Genomic DNA, 3613 nt, shown 5'->3' on the forward strand with positions numbered 1-3613 from the left:
ATATATATTTAAGGTTATAGAAACGTTAGAATGTCCTAATATCTCACTTATCGTTTTAATATCTACCCCTAATTCTAAGCCACGCGTAGCAAAAGTATGCCGTATAGCATGAAATTTACGATCTTGCAAATGCGCTTCCTCCAAAAGTTTTTTATATAGTTTTTGAAATATTCTAGGATCGATTGGAGTTTCTTTACCAGTAAGTATAAAGGTATTTTCACGTCCTTCCCTTAGCTTGCGTTGCTGAACCAATTTTAGCAGAAATTCTGGCACAGGAATCTTTCTCATTGAATTACGACTCTTGGGAGTACCTACCACCAATTCGGTTTTTTTTGTGTCCTGCCTAAAAGTTTTCACTCTTGATACCGTTTTTGTAATAGACATAAACCCACTTTCCCAATCTACGTCATTCCAAGTTAGAGCGCAAAGCTCCCCCAGTCTGATACCGGTATATAGGCATAAAATAATACCTAGGGCACGTTGATCCTTTGATTGCAGGGCTGCCGCCTCCAAACTCCGCTGTTCCTATATGGAAAAAACCTCCACTTCTCTAGTCTCCAATTTGGGTGCTTTTACTGTTGCCAAAATAGAGGCGCTGTTTACCTCATCTTTTAATATTTCCCTCAAGGCTATTTTGAAAATGGTGAATATTTTTTTCTTTGATGTATCAGCAAGTAATTCATTTTCACTGAGCATTTTCGTAAATTGTGAAACGGTGTCCATCGTGATTCTATTTGTTTTCTCATTTTGAAAAAATGGCATGATATGCTTGTGCATACAATGGTAATAGCTTTCATAGGTTAACGGTTTTACATTTTTCAAGGTAACTTGTTTTTCAAGCCACCCCTCATATAGTGCGTTTGCATTTGTTTTCTGCTCAGTTTGTTTTTCTTTATGGGTTTTCTCATTTTCTTGGAACGAACGCATTTTTAACTTTGCCTCCTTATAAGTTTTCCCATAAAAGTATCTATATTTTCCTTTTTGAATAAGCAGTCTGGCCTCCCAACGACCATCTTTTCGTTTATAAATATTTTCTCCTCTACGCGCCATTGTCATTCTCCTTTTCCTTGATAAAGTTATCGCTTCCATGACGCCGCCGTTGACGGCGAAACTTGTAATTACACTGAAAAAGCACATGTAATAATTAAAATACAAATTATTATTTTTGTTTTCGTGATTTTTCGACAAAAATGTCGCACGAATTGACAAACTGAAAGCAGTTGTTATATAATAAATTGTATTATATTATACTTAATTGCAGTTGCACAGTATCAAGTATACTGCGGTTAAATTTATTTTTTCAATAATAAACTGAGCGCCCCTTTACAAACTGTAAAGGGGCGCTTTAACGCTCATTTATTTTTTTATATCTTCATCAAGATTTTCATTCTTGATTATGATTAACTTACTCAAACCAATCAGCCTATTATTTTTCTCAATAGTTTGTATTGCAGCTCTCTATTTTTCTCGTTCAGTTGAACTCTCTAGTTATGGAACTTCAATTTAATATTTTACATAATCATTGACTGTAGGGTTTAAATATTTCTCTTCGCCCGGATTTTCTGAGAAAGCATGTTCATTTTCTCTTATGTTATAGCTTTCTTTTTCTCCTGTTAATTTAAAGTGGGTAATCTCTTGCTTCAAAACTTGTGCCTGAGCCGCAAGCTCCTCACTAGCAGCGGAGCTCTCCTCCGAAGTTGCTGCATTGGTCTGAATAACTGCCGATACCTGAGAAAGTCCCTGGTTAATCTGCTCAATTGCAGATGCCTGAGATGATGAAGCAGCTTCTATTTCTCGTATAGAATTTTCTACCATAGCAGCTTTTTCCGAAACATCAATTAAAAGTTGCGCAGTTTTATCTGCAAGCAATTCACCATCTGACACCAACGAGGTAGATCTCTGTATCAAATCTGCTGTCTGTTTTGCTGCTTCAGCAGACTTTGCCGCAAGATTTCGAACTTCATCTGCAACAACTGCAAATCCTTTACCTGCATTTCCAGCTCTCGCCGCCTCTACCGCAGCATTCAGCGCCAGAATATTTGTCTGAAATGCTATGTCCTCTACTAATTTTGTAATCTTTGAAATTTGTAATGAGGAGTGTCCAATCTCCTTCATAGCATGGTTCAACTTTTCCATCTGCTCGCTACTGGAAGCAACGCCCTTTCCAGCCTGATTTACATACTCTCCCGCTTTTTGTACACTAGCAGCATTATTTACTGCTTGCTCGGAAATATTTGAAACAGCAGAAGTCAGCTCCTCTAATGATGCTGCCTGTTCTGTTGTACCCGCTGATAATGCTTGCGCTCCATCGGAAACTTGTCTTGCTCCAAATTCAACCTGTTCCGAAGTAATCGCTACAGATGAAATTAAGCTATTCAGCTTCTCAACTAAGTCTCGTAACGCTTTACCAATAATATCTTTTTCACAGCGAACTGTTACAGCTGTAGTCAAGTCACCTGTAGCAACCGTTTCCGCTTCTTTACTTATTGCAATATTTGCCTGAATTAATTTGTTAAAGGCTAGTGCAACCTTACCAATTTCATCCTTTCTATATTTTACCTTTTTATCTTCTTCTGACATTAAACCATAAACGTCAACATCTCCCACTTCTAAGTGCTCAGCAACCATAACTAACATCTGCATAGGTCTGCTGATGATGTTAGATATAAATTTGCTCATTAGAATGGCTATAATAACAGATATCACAATAGTCACTGCCATTAAAATAATTGCAATCCAAGATGTTGTTTTCTCATGGGCTAAATTTTCTTTTGCTGCCATGCTATTGTATTCCGTAAGCGTATTAAATGCAATGGATGTGTCATTCCCTACTGATGATCCCGCTTTAATTAACACTAATATAGAATCCTTAGAACCTCCATTATTAGCAGCTTGTACAATTTCATCTACAACACTTTTATAGTTTTTAAATGCATCCCCAGCTACATCGAAATTCTGCTGATCCTGCTCATTGGCAATTCTGCTTTCATATTTATCCAAATGTGTCTGAATATCATTCATCTCATTTGTAATCTCTTTACAATACTTCTGTTTATTTATATCATAGTAAATATAAAGATCTCTTATGGAAGTCCTAACATCTTTAAAAGAAATTTCCGCCTCCGTAGAATAGGCAATGCCCAATGTATTCTGATCGTAAGTTTTTTGTTGGCGGCTGAGCATGTTGAGCATGTTTCCGATTCCAACAATGCCAATAATGATCCCTAAAAATACTGTAAGAAGAAACCCGATGCTCAACTTTTTCGATACACTCGCATTTTCAAACCACTGCTTCATTCCATATCCCTCTTTCTTTTATTCTCACTAAAAATAAACGGCTTACAATTCTTTACACTAGATTCCACTAATACATAAACAAAGAAATTCTCAAATCTTTTTATATTTCGTGTCATTTTTGACAAATAGCCTCCTTTCTTAAAGTAATAGTTCTAATTTGGTTTTACGATCATATTATTAGAATTTCTATAGTGTATGTTTGAAAAAGCATTATGTTCTCGCCATAAAAGGACTTTTTACTGCATCCTTAATGAGATATCAGAATACATAAATACTCTTATAAAATAACGCAGTATAAATAATACTGTGATGAAGT

The 3613-nt window shown here is 36.1% G+C and carries 3 protein-coding genes; all 3 read right to left on the reverse strand.

The features are described 5' to 3' along the window. On the reverse strand, positions 1 to 513 hold a 513-nt coding region (locus tag RTK36_RS08275), incomplete at its 3' end, for a site-specific integrase (protein WP_312046119.1). Positions 514 to 525: 12 nt separating this feature from the next. Beyond that, on the reverse strand, positions 526 to 1050 hold the full coding sequence (locus RTK36_RS08280) for a hypothetical protein (protein ID WP_312046121.1): 525 nt from the start codon (positions 1048 to 1050) through the stop codon (positions 526 to 528). Positions 1051 to 1503: 453 nt separating this feature from the next. Continuing rightward, a complete protein-coding gene (locus RTK36_RS08285; protein ID WP_312046123.1) occupies positions 1504 to 3297 on the reverse strand; it encodes a methyl-accepting chemotaxis protein in 1794 nt (597 codons plus the stop codon). Between the last annotated feature and the right edge of the window lie 316 nt (positions 3298 to 3613).

It is taken from the genome of Anaerotignum sp. (genome assembly GCF_031981185.1).
In the GTDB taxonomy this organism is placed as follows: Bacteria; Bacillota; Clostridia; order Lachnospirales; family Anaerotignaceae; genus Chakrabartyella.